The organism is Streptomyces huiliensis (assembly GCF_020037025.1).
GTDB lineage: Bacteria > Actinomycetota > Actinomycetes > Streptomycetales > Streptomycetaceae > Streptomyces > Streptomyces huiliensis.
Map to the genome: position 1 here is coordinate 1 of NZ_JAIQLH010000007.1, position 24,765 is coordinate 24,765.

Here is a 24,765-nt window from a genome sequence, read left to right on the forward strand (position 1 = left end):
AGGGGAGGGCCCCCGCACCCCCCGTTACCGCGCTCCGCGCGGTTGTCCTCAAACTCCCCCAGAGGGGGTACCCCCAGACGGGCTCTTCAGCAGCCCCTCCACCCGCTCCGCCGTCCCCGTCCCGGGAACGGGGTTGTGCACCGCGATCGTCAGATCCGGCCGCGACGGAACCCGCAGCGGCGTGCTCTCGAAGCACAGCCGGCCGACCCCGCGGATGGTCGATCTCGTACACCAACTGCCCCTCCGGACTCACGTCCCCGGCCTCCCACCACCGCGCGAACTCCCCGCTCAACGCGCACAACCCGGCCACCGTCTCCGCCACATCCCCCGCCGCCGACCCGGGCCACTCACTCCGCGAGGCGCGGAACTGGGCGACGAGGCGGCGGGCGTTCTCCTCCCACCGGGCGTCCGCCCGGCAGACCGGGTCGGTGAAGAAGTCGGCCAGCCAGTTACGGCGCTCGCCCGGCCGGAAGCCCCAGACGAGCGCCGCCGACGCGTTGTGGGCGACGGTGTTCCAGCAGGGGTCCAGGATGTGCGCGGGCCAGGGCAGCCAAGCGTCGATCAGCCGCCGGAGGCCCGGGCACAGGTCGTCCGGCCGCTGCCCGGACTCCGGCGGCGGCGGGTTCAGCCCGGCCAGGACGTAGAGGTGGCGCCGCTCGACGGACGTCAGCCGCAGCACCCGGGCGACCCCGTCGAGCACCTGCGCCGAGACGGTGATGTCCCGCCCCTGCTCCAGCCACTGGTACCAGGTGGTCCCCACCCCGGCGAGGACGGCGACCTCCTCGCGCCGCAGCCCCGGCGTACGGCGGACGCCGCCGACCGGCAGGCCCGCCTCCGCCGGGCTCACCCGGGCCCGCCGGCTCATCAGGAAGCGGCGCAGTTCGTCACGGCGCTGCGGCCGTACGCCGCCCGCGCGCGGTGCGGTGGTCACGGGTCCCCCCTCGCTCTGCCACCCCGGCTGGTAGTCCGACTGCCACCATAAACACGCTCTCCCCGGCGGTATTCCGGGCGGCCGACGGTAGGGGCATGCCGTACGACACGTCCGACGACGTCCTCACGACCTCTCCGCCCACCGCGTCCGCCCTCTCCTCCCGGGCCCGGCTGACGCTCCTGGTGCTGTGCACCGCGCAGTTCGTCGTCACGCTCGACTTCTCGATCCTCAACGTCGCGCTGCCCGTGCTCGGCGACGACCTCGGCATGGGCCGCTCCGACCTCCAGTGGGCCGTCACCGCGTTCGCCCTGCCCTCCGGCGGACTCCTGCTGCTGTCCGGCCGGCTCGCCGACCGGTACGGCCGACGCCGGCTGTTCCTGCTGGGGCTGGCCGTGTTCACCGTGGCGTCGGTGCTGGTCACCCTCGCCTGGGACCCCGCCTCGTTCCTGGCCGGCCGGGCCCTCCAGGGCGTCGGCGCGGCCCTGATCGTCCCCACCGGCATGGCCCTGCTGACCACCACCTTCCCCGAGGGCCCGCAGCGCGAACGCGCCCTCGGCATCAGCGGCACCCTGCTCTCGCTCGGCTACACCACCGGAATGGTGCTCGGCGGAGTGCTGACGGACGGCCTCGGCTGGCGGTCCACGATGGGCCTGCTCGCCGCCGCGGGCGCCGCGGTCCTGTCGGTGGCGCCGGGCGCACTGCCTCCGGAGGACGCCGGAGCGCGGGCCGGCGCCCGCCGCCCGGTCGACCTGCCCGGCGCGCTGACGGTCACCGGCGGGCTGTTCGCCCTCGTCTACGGTCTGTCGACGGCTGCCGAGAACGGGTTCGGCCGCGCCGACGTGATCGTCGCGCTCGTCGCCGCCGCGGCCCTGCTGGGCGCCTTCGCGGTCGTCGAGTCCCGCGTCGCCGACCCGCTCGTCCCGCTGCCGATGCTGCGCCGGCCGACGGTCGCCTGGGGGAACCTGGGCGGGCTGGCGACGGTCTCGACGATGACCGCCCTGATCTTCCTGCTGACCCTCTACCTCCAGGAGGAACTGGGTCTCTCGGCCTTCCGCACCGGCCTGCTCTTCGGCGTGCAGGGCCTGTTCGCCGCCTTCGCCGGGCTGACCGCCTCGCGGGTCATCGGCCGCCTCGGCGCCCATCGCGCGCTCGTCGCCGGACTGCTGCTGCAGACCGTCAGCACGGCACCGCTGCTGTGGCTCGGCACCGGGCCGGCCGCCGCCTGGTGGGCGCTCGCGGCGGCCTCCGCCGGCGTCGTCGGCAACCTCTGGGCCGTGGTCGCCTACGGCGTCACCGCCACGGCCGGCCTCCCGCCCGCCGCCCAGGGTCTGGCGACGGGCCTGGTGACCAGCGCCCAGCAGCTGGGCACGACGGTCGGGATTCCGCTGCTCAGCGCGGCGGCTTCGGCGTGGGGGACGCGGACGGCGTTCGGGGTTGACGCTGTGGTGGTGGGGGTCGCGGCGGCGATGGTGGCGGCGGGGCTACGGGTCAGCCCGTCTGGGGGTACCCCCTCTGGGGGAGTTTGAGGACAACCGCGCGGAGCGCGGTTGTGGGAGGTCTGGGGGCTTGCCCCCAGGAATCGGCGAAGGGGCGGGACCGGGGCACCGCCCGCCGCAGGCGCGCCCGCCTCACCCCGGCCCCTCCCCCCGCAGCCGCACCTGCTCCTCCAGCCGCTCCAGGCTCTTGTCCAGCGCCTCCTCCACCACCCCGTCGTCCGGCCGGTGCGAGCCCTGGTGGAAGGAGAGGTGCACGGTGACCTGGCTGGTGCCGCTGCCGTTGCCCGCGACCTGGAGCCAGCCGCTGTACCGGCCGTCCTCGCGAGTCCCCCACTCCAGCCGCAGCTGTTCCTTGCGCGCGCGGACGAGGGCGTCGGCGTCCTCGCCGGTCCGGTCCTCGTGCACGGTGACGGCCGGCGGATCGTCGGGGTGGACGTGCAGGTCCCGGGGGAGCCAGCTGTCGAGCCGGTTGAGGTCGCAGACCTGGTCGAAGACCATCTCGGGCTGCGCGGGCAGGGTGCGGGTGCGTTCGAACTCGCTCATGGAGGGCGGGTAACCGGCCCCGCCCCCGTCCATGCGGCGGGACGCCCCGGATTCCCCCGGACGGCCCGCCCGGCGACGCCCCCGCGCGCCCGCGCCCCCGCGCCCCCGCGCCCCCGAAACCGCTACTCCGCCCGCACCGGCTCCACCAGCACCGTCACGATCCGGTTCCGCCGCCCCGCCGGCGCCTCCGCTGTCAGCCGCAGCGCCGTCACCGACGGATCGGCGCCGTGCTCCGGAAGGGGCACGTCCGCCGTCGCACCCGCGATCGGCACCCTCCCCAGCGCCTTGGCGAGCAGCCCGCCGACCGTCTCGACGTCCTCGTCGTCCAACTCCTCGATGCCGTACAGCTCGCCGAGGTCGCCGATGTCCAGCCGGGCCGTGACCCGGTAGCGGCCGTCGCCCAGCTCCTCCACGGGCGGCAGCTCCCGGTCGTACTCGTCGGTGATCTCGCCGACGATCTCCTCCAGGATGTCCTCGATGGTGACGATGCCGGCCGTGCCGCCGTACTCGTCGATGACGACCGCGCAGTGGTTGCGCTGCTGCTGCATCTCGCGCAGCAGGTCGCCGGCGTTCTTGGTGTCGGGGACGAACACCGCGGGCCGCATGGCCGTCGAGACCGGCTCGGACTCGGCCTCGCGGTTGATGTGCGTCCGCCGCACCAGGTCCTTCAGGTACACCACACCGACGACGTCGTCCTCGTTCTCGCCCGTCACCGGTATCCGGGAGAAACCGGAGCGCAGCGCCAGGGTGAGCGCCTGCCGGATGGTCTTGCCGCGTTCTATGACGACGAGGTCGGTGCGCGGCACCATCACCTCACGGACGAGGGTGTCGCCGAGTTCGAAGACGGAGTGGACCATGCGCCGCTCGTCGTCCTCGATCAGCGACTCCTTCTCGGCCAGGTCGACCATCGCCCGCAGCTCCGCCTCCGAGGCGAAGGGGCCCATGCGGAAGCCGCGGCCCGGGGTGAGGGCGTTGCCGATGAGGATCAGCAGCCGGGGCACCGGACCCATGATCCGGGCCAGCGGCAGCAGGACGTACGCCGCGGCGGTCGCGGTGTTCAGCGGGTGCTGGCGGCCGATGGTGCGCGGCGAGACGCCGACGGCCACGTAGGAGACGAGGACCATCACCGCGACGGCGACGGTCAGCGCCTCCCAGGTGGCGTCGAACTCACGGAGGCACACGTACGTCGTGAGCACCCCGGCCGCCATCTCGCAGGCGACCCGCACCAGCAGCGCCACGTTGAGGTAGCGGGTGGGGTCGGAGGCGACGGCCATCAGCTTCGCGCTGCCGCGGCGGCCCGCCCGGACCGCCTCCTCGGCCCGGAACCGGGTGGTCCGGGCCAGGCCGGCCTCCGCGCAGGCGGCCAGCCAGGCGACGACGAGCAGGAGGACCGCCGCGGCGATCAGCCGGCCGGTCACGTGATCGTCGGAGCCGGGGAGGGCCCTTCGATCCCGCGCTCGGCGCGCCAGCCGTCGATGATCGCCGCCTGGAGGCCGAACATCTCGGCCTTCTCGTCGGGTTCCTCGTGGTCGTAGCCGAGGAGGTGGAGCACCCCGTGCACGGTGAGGAGCTGGAGCTCCTCGTCCATCGAGTGCCCGGTGGGGGCCGCCTCGCCCTGCTGCTGCGCGACCTCCGGGCAGAGCACGATGTCACCGAGGAGCCCCTGCGGGGGCTCGTCGTCGTCCTTGGCCGGCGGACGGAGCTCGTCCATCGGGAAGGACATGACATCGGTCGGCCCGGGCAGGTCCATCCACTGGATGTGGAGCTGCTCCATAGCCTCGGTGTCGACGACGATGACCGAGAGCTCGGAGAGCGGGTGGATGCGCATCCGGGCGAGGGCGTAGCGGGCGACGTCGAGGATCGCCTTCTCGTCGACCTCGGTGCCGGATTCGTTGTTGACGTCGATCGCCATGGTGCTCAGCTTTTTACTTTCCGTTGCCACGGTCGTCGCCGCGGTTGTCGTACTTCTCGTACGCGTCCACGATACGGCCGACCAGCTTGTGCCGGACGACGTCATTGCTGGTGAGACGCGAGAAATGGACGTCATCGACGCCGTCCAGGATCTGCTGCACCTGCCGCAGGCCGCTCTTGGTGCCGCCGGGCAGGTCGACCTGGGTGACATCACCCGTGATCACGATCTTGGAGTCGAACCCGAGCCGGGTGAGGAACATCTTCATCTGCTCGGGGCTGGTGTTCTGCGCCTCGTCGAGAATGATGAATGCATCATTCAACGTTCTACCCCGCATATATGCGAGCGGCGCGACCTCGATCGTGCCCGCCGCCATCAGCCGGGGGATGGAGTCCGGGTCGATCATGTCGTGCAGCGCGTCGTAGAGCGGGCGCAGGTACGGGTCGATCTTCTCGTAGAGGGTGCCGGGGAGGAAGCCCAGGCGTTCGCCGGCCTCGACGGCGGGGCGGGTCAGGATGATGCGGTTGACCTGCTTGGACTGGAGGGCCTGGACGGCCTTGGCCATGGCCAGGTAGGTCTTGCCGGTGCCCGCGGGGCCGATGCCGAAGACGACGGTGTGCTTGTCGATCGCGTCCACGTACCGCTTCTGGTTGAGCGTCTTGGGACGGATGGTGCGACCGCGGTTGGAGAGGATGTTCTGGGTGAGCACCTCGGCGGGCGTCTCGGGCTGGGCCTCGGCGTCCCGCAGCATGGCGATCGAGCGTTCCACCGCGTCCTCCGTCATCGGCGCACCGGTCCGGAGCACCAGCATCATCTCGTCGAACAGGCGCTGGACGAGGGCCACTTCCCGCTGGTCCCCCGTCGCGCTGACCTCGTTGCCCCGTACGTGGATGTCCGTCGCCGGGAATGCGTTCTCGATCACGCGCAGGAGGCTGTCGCCGGAGCCCAGAACGGTCACCATGGGGTGCTTGGCCGGGACCGTGAAACGGGCTTGTGCCTGCGCTCGTGTGGGTGTCTGAGTCATGGGCCGGCACTCGGGCCTGCTCATCCCTCTTTCCGTGTGCGTGCGTCCGGCGACCGTCGATCGCTCGGCCGGCCGCCCCGTACGGTCAAGGGTACGCCGGAGGCCGGACGGGTCCGAGGGGTTTTGCGCCCCACCCGGCCCGGGCTCACGCCCCCCGGAACCCCAGCGTCGGCTGGGCGCGGCGGAGCGGCCAGGGGCGGGCGGCGCCGGGCAGGAGCCCGTCGAGGAAGGCGTAGCGGCGGAGGGTGTCCCGGGACTGGTCGTCGTAGGCGCGGACGTGCTGCCACCAGGCGGCGACCTCCACCCAGCCGGGGGCGGAGAGCGAGCCGCCGAATTCCTGGACGGAGAGGGCCGAGGTCAGGCAGGCGAAGGCGAGGCGGTCGGCGAGCGGCCAGTCGGCGAGGGTGCCGGCGACGAAGCCGGCGACGAAGACGTCCCCGGCGCCGGTGGGGTCCAGGGCCTCGACGACGATGGCGGGGACCTCGGCGGTCTCGCCGGTGCGCCCGTCGGCGGCGTAGGCGCCCTTCTCGCCCATGGTGACGACGGCCAGCGGCACCCGGTCGGCGAGCGCGCGGGCGGCGGCCCGGGGGCAGTCGGCGCGGGTGTAGCGCATGGCCTCCTCGGCGTTGGGCAGGAAGGCCTCGCAGTGTTCCAGGTCGGCGAGGTCGGACGGGTCCCAGCGGCCCGTGTCGTCCCAGCCGACGTCGGCGAAGACGCGACTGCCGGAGCGGGCGGCGTTGGCGATCCACTCCTCCCGGCGGCCGGGGACGAGCAGGGCGACGGCGGCCTTGGCGGGCACCGGGCACAGGGGGGCGGGCGTCTCGGGGAGCGGCGCCTCGTGGCCGTGCGAGACCATCGTCCGCTCGCCCTCGTAGGCCATGGAGACGGTCACCGGGGAGTGCCAGCCGGGGACGGTCCGGGAGGGGCCGAGGTCGATGCCCTCGCCGCGGGAGAGCGCCTCCCAGCAGTACTCGCCGTACATGTCGTCGCCGAAGGCGGCGGCGAGGGTGGTGCGCAGGCCCAGCCGGGCCAGGGCGGTGGCCATGTTGGCGATGCCGCCGGGGCTGGAGCCCATCCCGCGGGCCCAGGACTCGGTGCCGCGCACGGGGGCGGAGTCGAGGCCGGTGAAGATGATGTCGAGGAAGACGGTGCCGGTCAGGTAGACGTCGAACTCCGGTCCGCCCTCCGCGCGTACGGCGGCGAGGGGGTCGAGCACCGGGGCCTGGCCGCCGCGGGATCCCAGGGACACGCCCGTGACCGGCGCTCTTCCCGGCCGGCTCGCCGGTCGGCTTGCCGGTCGGCTTCCCGGCCGGCGCGGGGCGGTGCCCTCGGCGGCGTCCGCGGGGGCACGGTCCGCGGAGGCACGGTCCGCAGAGATCGTCATGCTCTCGCTGCTCCTCTCAGAGGGTGCGGGTCCGGACAGTGTGCCCGATGCTGCGGTACGTTCCGGCCATGAGGCTGACGATTCTCGGCGGTGGCGGCTTCCGGGTGCCGTTGGTGCACCGGGCCCTTCTTGACGACGCGCGGCGCGACGCACCCGGCCGCGTGACCGAACTGGTCCTGTTCGACACGGATTCGATGCGGGCGCGGGTGATCAGATCCGTGCTCACCGCGCAGGCGGAGGGGGTGCCCGGCGCCCCGTCCGTCCGGGTGGCCGACGACCTGGACGACGCCCTGCGCGGCACGGACTTCGTCTTCTCGGCGATCCGCGTGGGCGGGACGGCGGGACGGGTGCGGGACGAGCGGATCGCCCTGGGAGAGGGGGTGTTGGGGCAGGAGACGGTCGGCGCCGGCGGCGTCCTCTACGGGATGCGGACGGTTCCGGTGGCCCTGGACATCGCGCAGCGGGTGGCCGAACTGGCCCCGGACGCGTGGGTCATCAACTTCACCAATCCGGCGGGCATGGTGACGGAGGCGATGTCCGCCGTCCTGGGTGACCGCGTCATCGGCATCTGCGACTCACCCGTGGGGCTGGTGCGCCGCGCCGCGCGGGCGGCGGGTGCCGATCCGGACCGGGTGGAGTACGACTACGTGGGGCTCAACCACCTCGGCTGGCTGCGCCGGTTGACGCTGGACGGCCGGGACCTGCTGCCCGGTCTGCTGGGCGACGGGGAGGCGCTCGCCTCCTTCGAGGAGGGGAAGCTGTTCGGCGCCGACTGGCTCCGGGCGCTGGAGGCGCTGCCCAACGAGTACCTCCAGTACTACTACTTCCGCCGGGAGACGCTGCGGGCGACGAGCGACGCGGAGCACACCCGGGGTGAGTATCTCGACCGCCAGCAGGGGGACTTCTTCTCCCGGGCGGCGGGCGCGCCGGAGCGGGCGTACGAGCTGTGGGAGCGCGCCCGGCTGGAGCGCGAGGAGACGTACGGCGCGGCGAGCCGGGCGGCGAGCGGGGGCTGGCAGCGGGACTCCTGTGACCTGGAGGGCGGCGGTTACGAGCGGGTGGCGCTGGCGCTGATGCGGGCCGTGGCGCGGGACGAGCGGGCGCGGCTGATCCTCAACGTCCGCAACATGGGGACGGTGCCGGAGATCGACCGCGAGGCGATCGTCGAGACGGTGTGCGAGGTGGGTGCCAAGGGCGCGCGGCCGCTGCCGTGCGCCCCGTTGCGCGCGGACCAGCTCGGGTTGATGCTCCAGCTCAAGGCGGTGGAGCGGGCGGTGATCGAGGCGGCCGTGAGCCGGGACCGGGGCGCCGCGCTGCGGGCGCTGGCGCTGCATCCGCTGGTGGACTCGCCGGCGGTGGCGGCGCGGATCCTGGAGCGGGCGGGGGCATGAGGGCCGGGGGGCTCCACCAGGGGTGACGCCTTTGGTGAGGCCCTTCCGGTGATCTTCTCGCCGGCCTCCGGCGAGCCCTCGGCGAGGGTGATCCATCCCTCATTGACCGGGTGCAGAGTAGGCCCTAGCTTCACGCTGCACCCGATCACAGGTTCACCAGGAGTTCACACGTGTCGCCCTCGCTGAAGACTTCCCCCCGGCGCGTCCGCATGGCCGTCGCCGGTGCCGCCGCCGTCGCCGTCGGCGCCGGCCTGTTCGCCTCCGGCGCGGCGACCGCGGACCGCTCGGTGCCCCGCTCGGACAAGGAGATCCCGAACCTCACCCTCGTCGAGGAGAAGATCAAGGCGTACTACGGCGACACCGTCGACAAGAAGGGCGAGCACTACGCCTCCCCGAAGAGCAGCTACGCCAAGCAGGTCGCCGAGATCGAGAAGAAGGCCAAGGCCCACCTCGAGAGCGTCGTGCGGAACGCCCCGCGGAAGGGCGCCAAGCCGGCCATCGTCCTGGACGTGGACGACACCACCCTGCTGACCTACAACTACGAGCTGAAGCAGGGCTTCCACTTCACGCCCGAGTCGCAGGACGCGTACCTGAAGTCGACCGACATGGCCGCCGTCTTCGGCATGCCGAAGCTCGTCAACTGGGCGCAGTCGAAGGGCATCACGGTCTTCTTCGTGACCGGCCGCGGCGAGCACCAGCGCGCGTGGAGCGTGCGCAACCTGAAGAACGTCGGCTACAAGCCGGCGGCCGACCGGGCGCACTTCTTCCTGAAGGACAAGAAGAACCCGCCGTCCTACCTGAAGTGCGGCGCCACCTGCACCACGGTCGAGTACAAGTCCGGCACCCGCAAGCACATCGAGGCCCAGGGGTACCGGATCGTCGCCAACTTCGGCGACCAGTACAGCGACCTGAAGGGCGGCGCCTCGGGCCGCGAGTTCAAGATGCCGAACCCGATGTACTACCTGCCGTAAGGCACCCGTTCACCGTTCCCGCTTGGGAACGGGAACGCGCGTGAGGTCCCGGGCGACGGTGAGCTCCCCGTCGAAGCCCGCCGCCCGGGCCTGCCGCTCGAACACCTCCGGGTCCGCGTACCGCTGCGAGAAGTGCGTCAGCACCAGGTGCCGCACCCCGCTCTCCGCCGCCACCCGGGCCGCCTGACCCGCCGTGAGGTGCCCGTGGTCGGCGGCCAGGGCCGCGTCCTCGTCCGTGAACGTGGACTCGATGACGAGCATGTCGCAGCCCTCCGCGAGGGCGTACACCCCGTCGCAGAGCCGGGTGTCCATCACGAACGCGAACCGCTGGCCGCGCCGCGGCTCGCTGACGTCCGCCAGCGTCACCCCGCCGAGGACGCCGTCCTTCTGGAGCCGGCCCACGTCCGGGCCGGTGATGCCGTGCTCCGCCAGCAGCGCGGGCAGCATCCGCCGCCCGTCCGGCTCCACGACCCGGTAGCCGTACGACTCGACGGGGTGCGACAGCCGGCGCGCCTCCAGCGTGTACGACGCCGTCTCGGCCAGCACCCTGCCCTTGCCGGACACCGGCTCCTGGGCCAGCTCCACCGTCTCCCGGTAGGCGGTGGCGTAGCGCAGCCGCTCGAAGAAGCGGCGGCCGCTCGCCGGGTAGTGCGCGGTGACCGGGTGGGGCACCTGGTCCAGGTTGATCCGCTGGATCACGCCGGCGAGGCCGAGCGAGTGGTCGCCGTGGAAGTGGGTGACGCAGATCCGGTTCAGGTCGTGGGCTGCCACGCCGGCCCGGACCATCTGGCGCTGCGTGCCCTCCCCGGGGTCGAAGAGCAGGCCCTCGCCGTCCCAGAGCAGGACGTAGCCGTTGTGGTTGCGGTGCCGGGTGGGCACCTGGCTGGCGGTGCCGAGGACGACGAGTTCACGGACGGACATGGTGGAGCTCCCGTTGTGCGGTTCTAGCCGGGCGGCCAGTTGAGGCCACGGCCCCCGAGCACGTGCGCGTGCGCGTGGAACACGGTCTGCCCGGCGCCGGCCCCGGTGTTGAAGACGATCCGGTACCCGGAACCGTCCACATCGTCCCCGGCGGCCACCTCGCCCGCCTCCCGCAGTATGTCCGCGGCGACCAGCGGCTCGGCGGCGGCGAGCGACGCCGCGTCGGGGTAGTGCACCTTGGGGATCACCAGGACGTGCGTGGGCGCCTGGGGGTTGATGTCCCGGAACGCCACGGTCGTCTCGGTCTCCCGGACGACGGTCGCGGGCACCTCCTTGGCAATGATCTTGCAGAACAGGCAGTCGGCCTGCGCTTCTCCCGCCACCGTGCGCTCCTCCGGTTCGTCGGCTGATCGTTCTCGGATCGTACCGGGCGGGACCGGCGACCACCGGAGCCGCCCACCGTCAGCCCACGAGGGCGGCGGCCGCCTCCCGTGCCTCCGCGAGCCATGCCTCGCGCTCCGCCGCCGTGGCGTCGGAGACCGTCCGGAAGACCCTCCGCCGTACGTCGGTGACACCCACGTAGGGCAGCACGCAAGCGGCCCAGACCCGCTGCAGCGGATCCCCGAACTCGTCCCGCTCGCGCTCCTCCGGCGTGTCGGACGTGTTGAGCACGAGCGCCCGGCCGGCCCGGAGCAGCCCCTCGGGTTCGCCGTCCGCGTGCTCCAGCTTGTAGGCGACGCCGGGCGCGAGCACCCGCTGCACCCAGCCGGCCAGCACGGCCGGGGGCATCCCCCACCAGTTGGGATGGACGAACACCAGCCCGTCCGCCCCGGCCAGCTCCTCCCGGTACCGGGCCACGAGCACGTCGTCCGCCGCCCCGGCCCCCGCCACCGTGCCCGTCTCGTCGGCCCGCAGAACCGGATCGAACCCCTCCGCACAGAGGTCGTGCGGGAGGACCTCGCATCCGCGAGCACGCAGCTCGTCCGTCACGGCGTCGAAGAGGGCGTGATTGAAGCTGCCGGGACGGGGATGGGCGAGGAGGGCGACGACGCGCACGGAAATCCCTTCAGAGGTGCGGCACTTCCCGCGCCGCATGGTCACGGGCGAAGAGAGCCGGAGGCGGAGCCCGTCAACCGGTCGACCGGGCGAGGCGGCCCGGCAGGCCCTCGGCGCGTGCGGCCCGTAGTCGGCACCACGTGGCCGCCCGGGGACAGCGCGGAGGCGGGCCGTACGAAGTACCCCGGGCCGAGCGGCCGTACGGCGCTCTCCGGCTCATGGAGATCATCTTGGCAGAGCGCCGCGATGGATCACAGGGGCCGACGGATCACAGCGCGATGGGCCGGTAGGCCAGCGCCGCGTCGACGACCTGTTCGGCGGAGAGCTCGGGCCGTTGGTGGTACATCAGGTCGGTGACGGCGGGATGGAGCACGCTGCGCTCGAGCTGTGCGACCAAGGCGTCGTGTTCCGCTTCGGAGGCCCCCTCGCCGTCCATGATCCGGCGTACCAGCCGGACGAGTCCGTCCCGTTCCATGGCGGCCATCTCCTACCTCCTCGGCCCGTCGCCGTCCTGCCCTCGTTCGGGGGCGGACGTGAAGCCCACGACCGGCCCGTCGTCCGTGTCACGGACGCGGACGTCGAACCGCCGCCCGGGGCAGGCGGTCCGGAGCGCCGCCTCCCAGCACATCGCCACCGTGTCGGCGACCTCGCGGAGCACGGCGTTCCCCTCCGCCGTGTCGTCCACCGTGACATGGTCGCCGGCCACGAACCTGTTGAGCATCGCCTCGACGCGCACGACGTCCCCGTCCAGGTGCCGGAACCACTCCTCGAACCCGTCCGGTTCGTAGGCGCGTTCCCAGATGACGCAGCCCCGCGCCCGGACGAACTCGGGGCGGACGACACGGGAGAAGGCCAGCCACTGTCCCGCGGTGGTGTGGTACGCGAGGAAGTCGACGTGATCGGGGGTTCCCGACCAGTCGGCGATCCAGCGACCGATCTCGGGGTGGCCGTCCGGCGCGTACCGACCGGCCGTCGCGCCGGCCCGCCCGTCGGGCCTCAGCTCCACCGCCCCGTCCGGCCCAGGAGGAGTGCCGTCGCCGCCGTGCCCGCCGTGGAGGTGCGGAGGACGGTGGGGCCGAGGCGGTAGGGGTGGGCGCCGGCCGCTTCGAAGGCGGTGAGCTCCTCGGGGGAGACGCCGCCCTCGGGGCCGACGACGAGGACGATGTCGCCGGCCGGCGGGAGGTCGGCGGTGGCCAGCGGGGTGCTGCCCTCCTCGTGGAGGACGGCGGCGAACGCGGCGTCGGCTAGGAGGGCGGCGACCTGGCGGGTCGTCATGAGGTCGGCGACGTCCGGGAAGCGGAGGCGGCGGGACTGCTTGCCCGCCTCCCGCGCCGTCGCGCGCCACTTGCCGAGGGACTTCAGGCCGCGGTCGCCCTTCCACTGGGTGACGCAGCGCGAGGCGGCCCAGGGGACGACCGCGTCGACGCCGGTCTCCGTCATGGTCTCGACGGCGAGTTCGCCGCGGTCACCCTTGGGGAGGGCCTGGACGACCGTGATCCGCGGCTGCGGCAGGGGCTCGGAGCGGACGGAGGTGACGGCGACGTCGAGGTGGTCCTTCCCGCTGACGGCGGCCACCGTGCCGTGCGCGCCCGTGCCCCGGCCGTCCGTCAGGACGATGTCCTCGCCGACGCGCAGCCGGCGGACGGAGACGGCGTGCCGGCCCTCGGGGCCGTCCAGGGGGAAGACGGTGCCGGGGAAGACGCCCGTCAGGGAGTCCTCCTCGACCAGGAAGACCGGGGCTGTCATGAGTCGCTCCCTCGCGATGGTGCTGTCAAGGACGCGCGGGCCGCGTCGAGTTCGGTGGTCAGGACCTCGACGAGGCGGGCGGCCGGGAGGTCGCGGGCCAGCCGGTGGCCCTGGCCCGCCCACAGGTTGACGCCCTGGGGGTCGCCCGCCGCGGCGGCGGCCTTGCGGAGGCCGGCCGTCAGGTAGTGGACCTGGGGGTAGGCGGCGGGGGCGTAGGGGCCGTGCTCCCGGATGAACCGGTTCACCAGCCCGCGCGCCGGGCGTCCGGAGAAGGCGCGGGTCAGCTCGGTGCCGGTGAACAGCGGGTCGGTCAGCGCCCGTTTGTGCAGCTCGCTCGCGCCGGACTCGGGGCAGGCGAGGAAGGCCGTGCCGAGCTGCGCGGCACAGGCGCCCGCCGCCAGCACGGCCGCTATCTGGGCGCCGCGCATCAGCCCGCCGGCGGCGACCAGCGGCAGCGGCACCGCCTCCCGGACCTCGGTGAGCAGGGCGAGCAGCCCCGCGCCGGTGCCGTCGAGGCGGGGGTCGTCGTGGTGGGTGCCCTGGTGGCCGCCGGCCTCGACGCCCTGGACGCAGAGCGCGGCGGCGCCCGCCTCCCACGCGGTCCGGGCCTCGGCGACGGAGGTGACGGTCACCGCCGTGACGGTGCCGGCCGCGGCGAGGGCCGCGAGGTCCTCGGCGGACGGGCAGCCGAAGGTGAACGAGACGACCGGGACCGGGTCGTCGAGCAGGATGGCGAGCTTGGCGCCGTACGCGTCGTCGGTGGCGCGGTCCCAGTCGCCGAGGGGCGCGTCGTACCAGGTGGCCTCGCCCGCGAGCTGCTCGGCGTAGACCTCGACGGCGGCGGGGTCCGCGGCGGGCGGCTGCGGCATGAAGAGGTTCACGCCGAAGGGCCGGGCCGTACGGGCGCGGAGTTGCTTGATCTCCTCGTACATCGCGGCCGGCGTCTTGTAGCCGGCGGCGAGGAAGCCGAGGCCGCCGGCCTCGGAGACGGCCGCGGCGAGCGGCGGGCGGGAGCCGCCGCCCGCCATCGGGGCCTGCACGATCGGGAGCCGGAAGAGGCCGGTCAGCGTGGTGTCCCCGGCGGATTCCGCAACGGATTCAAAGGCCATGACCACATCGTGTCACGCCCCCGGGGCCGGGCCGAACGGAGGCCGGAACGGGCTGAGGCCGAACCCGGGCGCACGCGGGTGCCCCCGGATCCGGCCCCTTCCGTCGGGACTCTTCCGCTACCGCCCGTTGAACGCGTCCTTCAGCCGGGAGAACAGCCCCTGCTGGCCCGGCTTGAACTCGCCCATCGGGCGCTCCTCGCCACGGATCTTGGCCAGCTGCCGGAGCAGCTCCTCCTGCTGGGCGTCGAGCTTGCCGGGCGTCATCACCTCGACGTGCACGATGAGATCGCCGCGCCCGCCGCCGCGCAGGTGCGTGACGCCGCGCTGGTGCAGCGGGATGGCCTGGCCGGACTGGGTGCCGGGCCGGATGTCGATCTCCTCGAGACCGTCCAGCGTCTCCAGCGGCACCTTGGTGCCCAGCGCCGCCGCGGTCATCGGGATGGTGACCGTGCAGTGCAGGTCGTCGCCGCGCCGCTGGAAGACCGCGTGCTGCTTCTCGTGGATCTCGACGTAGAGGTCGCCGGCCGGGCCGCCGCCGGGGCCGACCTCGCCCTCGCCCGCGAGCTGGATGCGGGTGCCGTTGTCGACACCGGCGGGGATCTTGACCGTCAGCGTGCGGCGGGACCGGACGCGGCCGTCGCCGGCGCACTCCGGGCACGGGGTCGGCACGACCGTGCCGAAGCCCTGGCACTGCGGGCACGGACGGGAGGTCATGACCTGGCCCAGGAACGAGCGGGTGACCTGCGAGACCTCGCCGCGGCCGCGGCACATGTCACAGGTCTGCGCGGAGGTGCCGGGGGCCGCGCCCTCGCCGCTGCACGTGGTGCAGACGACGGCGGTGTCGACCTGGATCTCCTTGGTCGTGCCGAACGTCGCCTCCTCCAGGTCGACTTCCAGCCGGATCATGGCGTCCTGGCCGCGGCGGGTGCGCGAGCGCGGTCCGCGCTGCGACGCCTGGCCGAAGAAGGCGTCCATGATGTCGGAGAAGTTGCCGAACCCGGCACCGAAGCCGCCGGCGCCACCGCCGCCGCCCGACGCGGAGAGCGGGTCGCCGCCGAGGTCGTAGACCTGCTTCTTCTGCGGGTCCGAGAGCACCTCGTAAGCGGCGTTGATCTCCTTGAACCGCTCCTGCGTCTTGGGGTCCGGATTCACGTCCGGGTGCAGCTCGCGGGCGAGGCGGCGGAAGGCCTTCTTGATCTCGTCCTGCGAGGCATCGCGCCGTACGCCCAGGACCGCGTAGTAGTCCGTGGCCACTTACGACTCCGCCAGGATCTGTCCGACGTAACGTGCCACTGCGCGTACCGCTCCCATCGTTCCGGGGTAATCCATGCGGGTCGGTCCGACCACGCCGAGTTTGGCGACGGCTTCGTCGCCCGAACCGTAGCCGACGGCGACGACGGATGTGGAGTTCAGCCCCTCGTGGGCGTTCTCGTGACCGATGCGGACCGTCATGCCCGAGTCCGTGGCCTCGCCGAGCAGCTTGAGGAGGACGACCTGCTCCTCCAACGCCTCCAGCACGGGCCGGATCGTCAGCGGGAAGTCATGACCGAAACGGGTGAGATTGGCGGTGCCGCCGATCATCAGCCGCTCCTCGGTCTCCTCCACCAGGGTCTCCAGGAGAACGGCCAGGACCGTCGAAACGGTTCCGCGGTCGTCCTGCTCGAAGGAGTCGGGGAGGTCCTGCACCAGCTGCGGCACGTCCGTGAACCGCCGGCCCACGACGCGGCTGTTGAGCCGCGCCCGCAGGTCCGCCAGCGCGACCTCGCCGACCGGGGCCGGGCAGTCGACCATGCGCTGCTCGACCCGCCCGGTGTCCGTGATCAGCACCAGCATCACCCGCGCGGGGGCGAGCGGCAGCAGCTCCACGTGCCGGACGGTCGACCGGGTCAGCGACGGGTACTGCACCACCGCGACCTGCCGGGTCAGCTGCGCCAGCAGCCGCACCGTGCGGGCCACCACGTCGTCCAGGTCGACCGCGCCGTCCAGGAAGTTCTGGATGGCGCGCCGCTCGGCGCCGGACAGCGGCTTGACGCCCGCCAGCCGGTCGACGAAGAGGCGGTAGCCCTTGTCGGTCGGGATCCGGCCGGCGCTGGTGTGGGGCTGGGCGATGAAGCCCTCCTCCTCCAGCACCGCCATGTCGTTGCGCACCGTCGCCGGGGACACGCCGAGGTGGTGACGCTCGGTGAGGGCCTTGGAGCCGACGGGCTCCTCCGTGCCCACGTAGTCCTGGACGATGGCACGCAAGACCTTGAGCCTGCGTTCGCTCAGCATCCGCGCACACCTCCAGTCCAGCGGGTCCAGCCGTCTCGCGGGGTCCACCCGGGGTCTTACCCGGGTCTCGTGCCTGGCACTCAAAGGTCACGAGTGCCAAACCCCACACGTCAGTGTACGGCGGCCCACCACGACCACGGCAAGGCAGTCGCGCTCCGTGCCCGTCCCGCGTACGCCTCCGGACGGGTCACCGTACCGCGCGGAGGTTAGGTTCCCTCCATGACGAACCACGGTGGGGAACACCAGGAGCAGCACACGGGGGCGCGCTGGGAACGGCTCGCGCCGGGGGTGGCCCGGCGCAGGCTGCCCGGCTGGGACGCGACGACCGGGGCCGTCGCCGGGGAGACCGGCGTCCTGGTGGTGGACACGGGGGCGACGCTCGGCGAGGGGGCGGAGATCGAGCGCGAGGTGCGCGAGCTGTTCGGGCTGCCCGTGACGCACATCGCACTGACCCACGACCACTTCGACCACGTCCTGGGCACCGCCGCGTTCCCGGGCGCCGCGGTGTACGGGGCCGCCGGGCTCGCCCGCAGCCTGACCGAGGGGGCCGAGGAGCTGCGCGGGAGCGCGGTGCGGCAGGGGGTGGACGCGCGGGAGGCCGCCGAGGCCACCGCCCAGCTCGTGCCCCCGGGGCACGAGGTCGCCGACGGGCTGACCGTGTCCCTCGGCGGCGGGCGGGAGGCCGGACTCGTCTCCCTCGGGGCCGCCCACAGCCGGTACGACCTGGCCGTCCTGGTGCCGGGCGGCGAGGGGGCGCCGGACGTCGTCTTCTGCGGCGACCTGGTCGAGGAGTCCGGCGAGCCGCAGGCCGGCCGGGACGCCACGCCGGCCGCCTGGCCGGCGGCCCTGGACCGGCTGCTCGCCCTCGGGGGCGACGACGCGGTGTACGTGCCGGGGCACGGCGCGGCGGTCGACGCCCGGTTTGTCCGTGAGCAACGCAACGCGCTGGCCCGCCGCTTCGGCGTGTCGTAGGCCGAAAGGGCCGGTTTTTCCTATGGTCTGCGCGTGCGCAGCAGACAGTACGACCCCGACCTGACCCCTCCCTGGAAGCGGAGCGTCCCCGTCCCGGAGGTGCCGGCCGATCCGGACCTGGTGGTGGAGGAGGTCACGACCGGCTTCTGCGGGGCGGTGGTCCGCTGCGAGAAGACCGCGCAGGGGCCGACCGTGACCCTGGAGGACCGCTTCGGCAAGCACCGCGTCTTCCCGCTGGAACCGCGCGGCTTCCTGCTGGAGGGCCGCGTCGTCACCCTCGTCCGTCCCTCCACGGCGCCGCGCACACCGGCCGGCCCGGCCCGTACCGCCTCCGGCTCGCTCGCCGTCCCCGGCGCCCGGGCGCGCGTCGCGCGGGCCGGCCGCATCTACGTCGAGGGGCGGCACGACGCGGAGCTCGTGGAGCGGGTCTGGGGCGACGACCTGCGCATCGAGGGCGTGGTCGTCGAGTACCTGGAGGGCGTCGACGACCTCCCCTCGATCGTCCGCGACTTCGGCCCCGGACCGGACGCGCGGCTGGGCGTCCTCGTGGACCACCTGGTACCGGGTTCGAAGGAGTCCCGCATCGCGGCGGAGGTGACGGGCGAGCACGTCCTCGTCGTCGGGCATCCGTACGTGGACGTGTGGGAGGCCGTGAAGCCGTCGTCCGTGGGGATCCCGGCGTGGCCGCGGGTGCCGCGCGGGCAGGACTGGAAGACGGGAGTCTGCCGGGCGCTCGGCTGGCCGGAGAACACGGGGGCGGCGTGGCAGGGGATCCTGTCGCGGGTGCGGTCGTACAAGGACCTGGAGCCGGAGTTGCTGGGGCGGGTGGAGGAGCTGATCGACTTCGTGACGGCGGGGAGTTAGCGGGGGGTGCCGGGGAGGGTGCGGAAGTCGGACGTGTCCAGGGTGACGTCCATCAGGTCGAGCGGCACGGGTTCGCCGAACTTGCTGGTGCGTTCCGTCCGGTAGTCGGCCTGTTCCCCGGTGCCGAAGGGCTCGGTCAAGAGCACGCACTTGGCGGCGAACGGATCGATGATCAGGTAGGCGGGGACGCGGCCGGCCGCGTACATCGAGCGCTTCTGGTGGTAGTCACGGAGGGCGCTGGTCTTGGAGACGACCTCCACGAGCAGCGTGGCGGCCGCGGCGGGAACCAGCCGGCCGGGACCCTCGAACGCGCCTTGCTCCATCACCAGCAGATCCGGCTGCGGTTCGCTGTCCTCGCCGGGGATGGCGATGTCCTGGGTCTGGAGCGGTTCCCACCGGTCGAGCGAGAACTGCCGCTGTGTCCAGAGGACGATCTTGTTGTGAACCCAGTCGGGCCCCGCCATCATCACGATGTCCCCCCGCAACAACTCGATCTTGTACCCCTCGAAGACCTCGGGGTGCTCGTCAATGAGCGCGATCAGTCGTTCGTCCACAGCCATCATCTCCGTGGTCCTCCGCATCGCCGCTCCTGGTTTCGGCGACAGCCTAGGGAGAGGCTAGGCGCAGGCGGGGGGAATACGCGTCAGTTCACCCGATCAGGTAATCAGTCCACCAGGTCCCGCACCACCGCGTCCGCCAGCAGCCGCCCGCGCAGCGTCAGCACGGCGCGCCCGGCCTCGTACGGCGCGCGCTGGAGCAGGCCGTCGGCCAGGGCCTTCTCCGCCGCCCGCGCGCCCGCGGGCTTCAGCAGGGACAGCGGGCAGCCGTCCACCAGCCGGAGTTCGAGCAGGATGCGCTCGACGCGGCGGTCCTCGTCGGGCAGGACCTCACGGCCGGCGCCCGGGGAGCGGCCCTCGGTGAGCGCCTGCGCGTAGGCGCCGGGGTGCTTGACGTTCCACCAGCGCACGCCGCCGACGTGGGAGTGCGCGCCGGGGCCCGCGCCCCACCAGTCGGCGCCGCGCCAGTAGAGCTCGTTGTGGCGGCAGCGGCCGGCCTCGGTGGTGGCCCAGTTGGAGACCTCGTACCAGTGGTAGCCGGCGGCGGTGAGCCGGTCCTCGGCGATCAGGTAGCGGTCGGCGTGGACGTCGTCGTCGGTCATGGGGACCTCGCCGCGGCGGATGCGGCGGGCCAGCTGGGTGCCCTCCTCGACGATCAGGGCGTAGGCCGAGACGTGGTCCGGGCCGGCGGCGATGGCGGCGTCCAGCGAGGCGCGCCAGTCGTCGTCGCTCTCGCCGGGGGTGCCGTAGATCAGGTCGAGGTTGACGTGGTCGAAGCCGGCGGCGCGGGCCTCGGCGACGCAGGCCTCGGGGCGGCCGGGGGTGTGGGTGCGGTCGAGGATCTTCAGGACGTGCTGCCGGGCGCTCTGCATGCCGAAGGAGACCCGGTTGAAGCCGGCGGCGCGCAGTTCTTCCAGGTAGCGGGGGTCGACGGACTCCGGGTTGGCCTCCGTGGTGACCTCGGCGCCGGGGGCGAGCCCGAACTCGTCGCGGATGGCGGCGAGCATCCGGCCCAGGTCGGCGGCGGGCAGCAGGGTGGGCGTGCCGCCGCCGACGAAGACGGTCTCGACCGGGCGCGGGTCGTCGCCGAGCACCTTCCGGGCGAGCCGGATCTCGTCGGCGACGGTGTCGGCGTAGTTGTCGCGGGAGGCCAGGGCGCCGCCCGAGCCGCGCAGCTCGCTCGCGGTGTAGGTATTGAAGTCGCAGTAGCCGCAGCGCGTGGCGCAGTACGGGACGTGCAGGTAGAACCCGAGGGGCCGCTGCCCGGCGTCCGCGAGGGCGTGGCGGGGCAGTGCCCCGTCCTCGGGCATGGGCTCACCATCGGGCAGTACGGAAGGCATGGGTCCATTGTCCGGCATGGCCGCCGGACGCCGGACCGCGTCGCCGGGAAGCGCTCTTGGTCAGCGCTCCCGGGTGCCCTCGTACATCTCCTCGATCAGGTTCTTGTACTCGCGCTCCACGACGGGCCGCTTGAGCTTGAGGCTGGGCGTGAGCTCCCCGTGCTCCACGTCCAGGTCGCGCGGCAGCAGCCGGAACTTCTTGATCGTCTGCCAGCGCTGGAGGCCCTCGTTGAGCCGCCGCACGTACTCCCCGACCATCTCCTCGGTCTGCGGCGCGGCGACCACCTCGGCGTAGGTCCGGCCGCCGAGGCCGTGGTCGGCCGCCCACTTGAGGAGGGAGGGCTCGTCCAGGGCGATGAGGGCGGTGCAGTAGTTCCGGTCGGCGCCGTGGACGAGGATGTTGGAGACGAACGGGCAGATGCCCTTGAAGCGGCCCTCGACCTCGGCGGGGGCGACGTACTTGCCGCCCGAGGTCTTGATCAGGTCCTTCTTGCGGTCGGTGATGCGCAGGAAGCCGTCGGGCGACAGCTCGCCGATGTCGCCGGTGTGGAACCAGCCGTCCGGTTCGAGGACCTCCGCCGTGCGCTCGGGCAGGCCGTGGTAGCCCTCCATGATCCCGGGGCCGCGCAGCAGGACCTCGCCGTCGTCCGCTATCCGGACCTCGGTGCCGGGCAGCGGCTTGCCGACGGTGCCGGTGCGGTACGCCTCGCCGGGGTTGACGAAGTTGGCGGCGCTGGTCTCGGTGAGGCCGTAGCCCTCCAGGATGTGGATGCCGGCGCCGGAGAAGAAGAGGCCGATGTCGGGGGCGAGGGCGGACGCGCCGGAGATGCAGGCGCGCAGCCGGCCGCCGAACGCCTCCCGGATCTTGGCGTAGACGAGGACGTCGGCGGCCTTGTGGCGGGCGGCGAGGGCGAAGGGGACGGAGCGGCTGCCGGTGCGGCGGTAGTTGTCCTGGGAGGTCTTGGCGTACTCGCGGGCCACGTCGGCGGCCCACTGGAAGATCTTGTACTTGGCCCCGCCGCCCTCCCGGGCCTTGGCGACGACACCGTTGTAGACCTTCTCGAAGACGCGGGGCACGGCCGCCATGTAGGTCGGCCGGACGACCGGCAGGTTCTCGATGATCTTGTCGGCCCGGCCGTCGACGGCCGTGACGTGGCCGATGCCGATGTGCCCGGCCGTGAGCACCTTGCCGAAGACGTGGGCGAGCGGGAGCCAGAGGTACTGGACGTCGTCGGGGCGGACCAGACCGGTGGCCTCGATGGCGCGGGCCATGTACGACCAGCTGTCCTGGCGCAGGCGGACGCCCTTGGGGCGGCCGGTGGTGCCGGAGGTGTAGATGAGGGTGGCGAGCTGCTCGGAGCGGATCGCGGCGACCCGGTCGCGGACCAGGTCCGGCGTCTCCTTCAGCCGGGCGGCGCCGCGGCGTTCGAGCTCGGCGAGGGAGAGCACCCAGCCGTCCGGGTCCCCCTCGGCGGCCACCGCGTCCGCCTCGTCGATCACCACGACGTGGGCCAGGCCGGGGAGGCCGTCGCGCTGCGCGCGGGCCTTGGCGAGCTGGGCGGCGTCCTCCGCGATGAGCACCTTGCTCTCGGAGTCGGCGAGCATGAACGCCGACTCCTCGGCGTTGGTGCTCGGGTAGAGCGGGGTGGTGGCGGCGCCGGAGCAGAGGATGCCCAGGTCGGCGAGGATCCACTCGACGCGGGTGTTGGAGGCGAGGGCGACCCGTTCCTCGGGGGCGACGCCGAGGTCGATCAGCCCGGCGGAGATCGCGAAGACCCGGTCCGCCGCCTGCTTCCAGGTGAGCGAGGCCCAGGCGGACGGGCCGCGGCCGGAGGGGGGCGCCACGGGATGCCGGTAGGCCTCGGCGTCGGGAGTGGCGGCGACGCGTTCGAGGAAGAGCGTCGCCACGGAGGGCGGCCGGTTCTCGAGCAAAGTCCTGGTGTCGGTCACGGCATCCTCCGGGGCCCGCCTCGTTGCTGGGTGACTCGCGAGTAACCTTCAAGCAGTGATCAGACTAGAGGCGCCGGGGCCGTCATGTAAGAGGCCCGGAAAGGCTTGTTGAAGCTGTGACCGAAAGTGACCGGTGCGCCATACACGTACCGGTCGGGATGGCCATCGGCGGCAGCGGGGCCTTTGTGGAGCGGAACAGAACGCCCGCCCCCTGACGGGAGCGGGCGTCCGTGCGCCGACGGCGCGCGAGAGGGCCGGACCGCTACTTCTTGCCCTTCTCGCCGCTCTCGTCGGAGGAGAGCACCGCGATGAAGGCGTCCTGCGGAACTTCCACACTGCCGACCATCTTCATGCGCTTCTTGCCCTCCTTCTGCTTCTCCAGGAGCTTCCGCTTACGGGAGATGTCACCGCCGTAGCACTTCGCGAGCACGTCCTTGCGGATGGCGCGGACGGTCTCACGGGCGATGACGCGGGAGCCGATCGCGGCCTGGATCGGCACCTCGAAGTTCTGCCGCGGGATGAGCTCGCGCAGCTTGGCGACGAGCCGGACGCCGTAGGCGTACGCCTTGTCCTTGTGCGTGATCGCGGAGAACGCGTCGACCTTGTCGCCGTGCAGCAGGATGTCGACCTTGACGAGGTCGGAGATCTGCTCGCCGGTGGGCTCGTAGTCCAGCGAGGCGTAGCCGCGGGTCTTGGACTTGAGCTGGTCGAAGAAGTCGAAGACGACCTCGGCGAGGGGCAGCGTGTAGCGGATCTCGACGCGGTCCTCGGAGAGGTAGTCCATGCCCAGCAGGACACCGCGGCGGGTCTGGCAGAGCTCCATGATCGCGCCGATGAACTCGCTGGGCGCCAGGATGGTGGCCCGGACGACCGGCTCGTGCACCTCGGAGATCTTGCCGGTCGGGAACTCGCTCGGGTTGGTCACCTCGTGCTCGGTCCCGTCCTCCATGAGGACGTTGTAGACCACGTTCGGCGCGGTGGCGATCAGGTCGAGACCGAACTCGCGCTCCAGGCGCTCACGGATGACCTCCAGGTGCAGCAGGCCCAGGAAGCCGACGCGGAAGCCGAAGCCGAGGGCGGCCGAGGTCTCCGGCTCGTAGACCAGCGCGGCGTCGTTGAGCTGGAGCTTGTCGAGGGCCTCGCGCAGCTCCGGGTAGTCCGAGCCGTCCAGCGGGTAGAGGCCGGAGAACACCATCGGCTTGGGATCCTTGTACCCGCCCAGCGCCTGGGTGGCCCCGTTCTGGTACTGGGTGATCGTGTCGCCGACCTTCGACTGGCGGACGTCCTTCACACCGGTGATCAGGTAGCCCACCTCACCGACGGACAGGCCGTCGGCCGGGAGCATCTCCGGCGAGTTGGTGCCGATCTCCAGCAGCTCGTGCTGGGCGCCGGTCGACATCATCTTGATCCGCTCGCGCTTGCGCAGCGTGCCGTCGACGACCTTCACGTAGGTCACCACGCCCCGGTAGGCGTCGTAGACCGAGTCGAAGATCATCGCGCGGGCCGGGGCGTCCTTGACGCCGACCGGGGCCGGGACGTCGCGGACGACGCGGTCCAGCAGCTCGGGCACGCCGACGCCGGTCTTGGCGGAGACCTTGAGGACGTCGGACGGGTCGCAGCCGACGAGGTTGGCCAGCTCGGCGGCGAACTTCTCGGGCTGTGCGGCCGGCAGGTCGATCTTGTTGAGGACCGGGATGATCGTGAGGTCGTTCTCCATCGCCAGGTAGAGGTTGGCGAGGGTCTGGGCCTCGATGCCCTGGGCGGCGTCCACCAGGAGGATGCAGCCTTCGCACGCGGCGAGGGAGCGGGAGACCTCGTAGGTGAAGTCGACGTGACCCGGGGTGTCGATCATGTTGAGGATGTGCGTCGTCTTCGACTCGTCCTCGGAGGGCGCCCAGGGGAGACGGACCGCCTGCGACTTGATCGTGATGCCGCGCTCGCGCTCGATGTCCATCCGGTCGAGGTACTGCGCGCGCATCTGCCGCGAGTCGACCACGCCGGTCAGCTGAAGCATCCGGTCGGCGAGCGTCGACTTGCCGTGGTCGATGTGCGCGATGATGCAGAAGTTACGGATCAGAGCCGGGTCGGTACGGCTCGGCTCGGGCACGTTGGTAGGGGTCGCGGGCACGCAGGATCCATTCGGTGACTTCGGCGTTTGCACGCCAGTCTCGGCGGGAGTCGGGTATACGACCCCTCCATCGTCCCATGAGCGGCGGCCGCCGTCCGGTTTGGGACGGCCCGGGGCGGGCTGGTAGCCTGGTCCACTGTGCTTCGCGCCCCTCTCACGCGCGGAGCGCACTTCGAAATCCAACGAACCTGAAAAGGCTCTT

General features: G+C 72.6%; 23 protein-coding genes and 1 pseudogene. 5 read left to right on the top strand and 19 right to left on the bottom strand.

Features of this window, described 5'->3' with window-relative positions:
* Positions 1–48: 48 nt before the first annotated feature.
* Positions 49–931, bottom strand: a pseudogene (locus JNW98_RS01830) (helix-turn-helix transcriptional regulator).
* Positions 932–1,026: 95 nt separating this feature from the next.
* Here JNW98_RS01830 and JNW98_RS01835 point away from each other — a divergent pair.
* Positions 1,027–2,457, top strand: a complete 1,431-nt coding sequence (locus tag JNW98_RS01835) for an MFS transporter (protein WP_223766257.1) — start codon at positions 1,027–1,029, stop codon at positions 2,455–2,457.
* A 102-nt stretch (positions 2,458–2,559) separates the two neighbouring features.
* Here JNW98_RS01835 and JNW98_RS01840 read toward each other — a convergent pair whose 3' ends face one another.
* The 5 genes from JNW98_RS01840 to JNW98_RS01860 form a co-directional block, all read right to left on the bottom strand.
* Positions 2,560–2,970, bottom strand: coding sequence for an SRPBCC family protein (locus tag JNW98_RS01840; RefSeq protein WP_223766258.1), 411 nt, complete (start codon positions 2,968–2,970; stop codon positions 2,560–2,562).
* Between the two features lie 122 nt (positions 2,971–3,092).
* Positions 3,093–4,388, bottom strand: coding sequence for a hemolysin family protein (locus JNW98_RS01845; protein WP_223766259.1), 1,296 nt, complete (start codon positions 4,386–4,388; stop codon positions 3,093–3,095).
* On the bottom strand, positions 4,385–4,882 hold the full coding sequence (gene ybeY / locus JNW98_RS01850) for an rRNA maturation RNase YbeY (RefSeq protein ID WP_223766260.1): 498 nt from the start codon (positions 4,880–4,882) through the stop codon (positions 4,385–4,387). Before ybeY ends, JNW98_RS01845 begins: the two co-directional genes overlap by 4 nt.
* 13 nt (positions 4,883–4,895) lie before the next feature.
* Entirely contained in the window at positions 4,896–5,903 is a 1,008-nt protein-coding gene (locus JNW98_RS01855) for a PhoH family protein (protein WP_223766261.1), read from the bottom strand.
* Positions 5,904–6,048: 145 nt separating this feature from the next.
* Entirely contained in the window at positions 6,049–7,152 is a 1,104-nt protein-coding gene (locus JNW98_RS01860) for a PfkB family carbohydrate kinase (RefSeq protein WP_223766262.1), read from the bottom strand.
* A 203-nt stretch (positions 7,153–7,355) separates the two neighbouring features.
* Here JNW98_RS01860 and JNW98_RS01865 point away from each other — a divergent pair, with 203 nt between their 5' ends.
* Both JNW98_RS01865 and JNW98_RS01870 read left to right on the top strand, forming a co-directional pair.
* Positions 7,356–8,678, top strand: coding sequence for a 6-phospho-beta-glucosidase (locus JNW98_RS01865; protein ID WP_223766263.1), 1,323 nt, complete (start codon positions 7,356–7,358; stop codon positions 8,676–8,678).
* Between the two features lie 209 nt (positions 8,679–8,887).
* Positions 8,888–9,649, top strand: a complete 762-nt coding sequence (locus JNW98_RS01870; protein WP_223766300.1) for an HAD family acid phosphatase — start codon at positions 8,888–8,890, stop codon at positions 9,647–9,649.
* Between the two features lie 9 nt (positions 9,650–9,658).
* On the opposite strand, the gene JNW98_RS01875 is transcribed toward JNW98_RS01870, so the two are convergent.
* From JNW98_RS01875 to hrcA, 9 genes are all read right to left on the bottom strand, one after another.
* Positions 9,659–10,570: a ribonuclease Z gene (locus JNW98_RS01875; RefSeq protein WP_223766264.1), complete on the bottom strand. Its 912-nt coding sequence runs from the start codon at positions 10,568–10,570 to the stop codon at positions 9,659–9,661.
* A 23-nt stretch (positions 10,571–10,593) separates the two neighbouring features.
* On the bottom strand, positions 10,594–10,953 hold the full coding sequence (locus JNW98_RS01880; protein WP_223766265.1) for a histidine triad nucleotide-binding protein: 360 nt from the start codon (positions 10,951–10,953) through the stop codon (positions 10,594–10,596).
* A 79-nt stretch (positions 10,954–11,032) separates the two neighbouring features.
* Complete coding sequence (locus JNW98_RS01885; protein ID WP_223766266.1) at positions 11,033–11,626, bottom strand: NAD(P)H-dependent oxidoreductase; 594 nt, start codon at positions 11,624–11,626, stop codon at positions 11,033–11,035.
* A 268-nt stretch (positions 11,627–11,894) separates the two neighbouring features.
* The gene (locus JNW98_RS01890; protein WP_223766267.1) at positions 11,895–12,110 is read right to left on the bottom strand and encodes a bacteriocin immunity protein; all 216 of its coding nucleotides are present in this window, start codon (positions 12,108–12,110) and stop codon (positions 11,895–11,897) included.
* Positions 12,111–12,113: 3 nt separating this feature from the next.
* Positions 12,114–12,632: a hypothetical protein gene (locus JNW98_RS01895; protein WP_223766268.1), complete on the bottom strand. Its 519-nt coding sequence runs from the start codon at positions 12,630–12,632 to the stop codon at positions 12,114–12,116.
* On the bottom strand, positions 12,623–13,372 hold the full coding sequence (locus JNW98_RS01900) for a 16S rRNA (uracil(1498)-N(3))-methyltransferase (protein WP_223766269.1): 750 nt from the start codon (positions 13,370–13,372) through the stop codon (positions 12,623–12,625). The genes JNW98_RS01895 and JNW98_RS01900 overlap by 10 nt, the downstream gene beginning before the upstream one ends.
* Positions 13,369–14,481, bottom strand: a complete 1,113-nt coding sequence (locus tag JNW98_RS01905; RefSeq protein ID WP_223766270.1) for a nitronate monooxygenase — start codon at positions 14,479–14,481, stop codon at positions 13,369–13,371. Before JNW98_RS01905 ends, JNW98_RS01900 begins: the two co-directional genes overlap by 4 nt.
* A 117-nt stretch (positions 14,482–14,598) precedes the next feature.
* Entirely contained in the window at positions 14,599–15,735 is a 1,137-nt protein-coding gene (dnaJ, locus tag JNW98_RS01910) for a molecular chaperone DnaJ (protein ID WP_223766271.1), read from the bottom strand.
* Complete coding sequence (hrcA, locus tag JNW98_RS01915; protein WP_223766272.1) at positions 15,736–16,752, bottom strand: heat-inducible transcriptional repressor HrcA; 1,017 nt, start codon at positions 16,750–16,752, stop codon at positions 15,736–15,738. It abuts the gene before it with no gap.
* A 219-nt stretch (positions 16,753–16,971) separates the two neighbouring features.
* Here hrcA and JNW98_RS01920 point away from each other — a divergent pair, with 219 nt between their 5' ends.
* Positions 16,972–17,724 carry an MBL fold metallo-hydrolase gene (locus JNW98_RS01920; RefSeq protein WP_223766273.1) on the top strand — a complete coding sequence of 251 codons (753 nt, stop codon included), beginning with the start codon at positions 16,972–16,974 and terminating at the stop codon, positions 17,722–17,724.
* Positions 17,725–17,757: 33 nt separating this feature from the next.
* The gene (locus JNW98_RS01925; RefSeq protein ID WP_223766274.1) at positions 17,758–18,588 is read left to right on the top strand and encodes a DUF3097 domain-containing protein; all 831 of its coding nucleotides are present in this window, start codon (positions 17,758–17,760) and stop codon (positions 18,586–18,588) included.
* On the opposite strand, the gene JNW98_RS01930 is transcribed toward JNW98_RS01925, so the two are convergent.
* From JNW98_RS01930 to lepA, 4 genes are all read right to left on the bottom strand, one after another.
* On the bottom strand, positions 18,585–19,169 hold the full coding sequence (locus tag JNW98_RS01930; RefSeq protein ID WP_372459140.1) for a Uma2 family endonuclease: 585 nt from the start codon (positions 19,167–19,169) through the stop codon (positions 18,585–18,587). The two genes, JNW98_RS01925 and JNW98_RS01930, sit on opposite strands and share 4 nt — an antisense overlap.
* An 83-nt stretch (positions 19,170–19,252) precedes the next feature.
* Entirely contained in the window at positions 19,253–20,485 is a 1,233-nt protein-coding gene (hemW, locus tag JNW98_RS01935) for a radical SAM family heme chaperone HemW (protein WP_223766275.1), read from the bottom strand.
* A gap of 60 nt (positions 20,486–20,545) precedes the next feature.
* Positions 20,546–22,435: an AMP-dependent synthetase/ligase gene (locus tag JNW98_RS01940; protein WP_223766276.1), complete on the bottom strand. Its 1,890-nt coding sequence runs from the start codon at positions 22,433–22,435 to the stop codon at positions 20,546–20,548.
* Between the two features lie 262 nt (positions 22,436–22,697).
* Entirely contained in the window at positions 22,698–24,563 is a 1,866-nt protein-coding gene (lepA, locus tag JNW98_RS01945) for a translation elongation factor 4 (RefSeq protein ID WP_223766277.1), read from the bottom strand.
* Between the last annotated feature and the right edge of the window lie 202 nt (positions 24,564–24,765).